Origin of the sequence: Hydrogenophaga sp. (genome assembly GCF_041633695.1) — a bacterium.
GTDB lineage: Bacteria > Pseudomonadota > Gammaproteobacteria > Burkholderiales > Burkholderiaceae_C > Hydrogenophaga.
Window position 1 is genome coordinate 1 of record NZ_JBFJMY010000769.1, and the last position, 1015, is coordinate 1015.

2 protein-coding genes are annotated in these 1015 nt (G+C 67.2%); both read left to right on the plus strand.

Annotation, left to right across the window (positions count from 1 at the left end; genetic code table 11):
* Positions 1–760 (plus strand): MurR/RpiR family transcriptional regulator (locus ABYB95_RS23970; protein ID WP_372663012.1); only part of this gene is annotated, 760 nt, incomplete at its 5' end.
* Positions 761–802: 42 nt separating this feature from the next.
* Positions 803–1015: Gfo/Idh/MocA family oxidoreductase (locus tag ABYB95_RS23975; protein ID WP_372663015.1), on the plus strand; the 213-nt coding region annotated here is incomplete at its 3' end.

A 1015-nucleotide genomic window follows, 5' to 3' on the forward strand; every position in this document is an offset into this window, starting at 1 on the left:
GCAGCACCGCGATCACGTCGGCCTAGAGCGCATCCAGGACATCGCCGATCACTGCGGCGTGCAACCCTCGGCCGTGATTCGGTTTGCCAAACATTTCGGCTTTTCCGGCTTCTCGGAAATGCAGGCGCTGTTCCGCGCGGGCCTCTCGACCCAGATCGCCCCCAGCCGCAGCTACCAGAACCGCATCCGCGATGCGGTCGCGCGCAGCGACCAGCCACTAGCCAGCGCCGACATCGCGCAAGAGTTCGTGGGCGGCGCCGTGGCCGGGCTGGAAGAACTGCGCCATCAGTTGCCCAACTTGCCGATCGACCGCGCGGTCGATTTGCTGTCCCAGGCGCCCTCGCTGTGGGTGGCCGGTGCGCGCCGCGCCTATCCCGTGGCCACCTACCTGGCCTACGCCTTGCAGCACACCGACAAGCCGGTGCAGTTGGTGGACTTCACCGGCGCCATGCACACCGGCCAACTGCGCGGGATGCGCCAGGGCGATGTGTTGGTGGCCATCAGCTTTGCCCCCTATGCCGAAGAAACCATGGCCATCGCGCGCCAGGCCGCCCAGGCCGGCGTGGCAGTGATCGCCATCACCGACAGCCGCATGGGCGCACTGGCCCAGGTCGCCGACATGTCCCTGGTGGTGCAAGAGAGCGCCGTGTTCGGCTTTCGCGCCCTCTCCAGCACCATGGCCCTGGCGCAATGCCTTTTCATTGCTCTCGCCTACCGCATGGAACTCGAATACCGACCCAGCAGCCCCGCGGTCCGTTGAGCCCTTTTTCCCAACCCCAACCCTCAACCCGAACCCACTCCTATGAAGAACGTCGCCGTCCTGGGCGCTGGCCGAATTGGCCGCATTCACGCCACCAACCTCGCCGCACAGCCGGGCGTGCGCCTCAAGTCCGTCTGTGACGCCATGCCGGCCGCCGCCGCCGACCTGGCGCACACGCTGAACGCCGAGGTCTCCAGCATCGATGCCGTGTTCGTCGACCCGAGCATCGACGCCGTCGCCATCTGCTCGCCCACC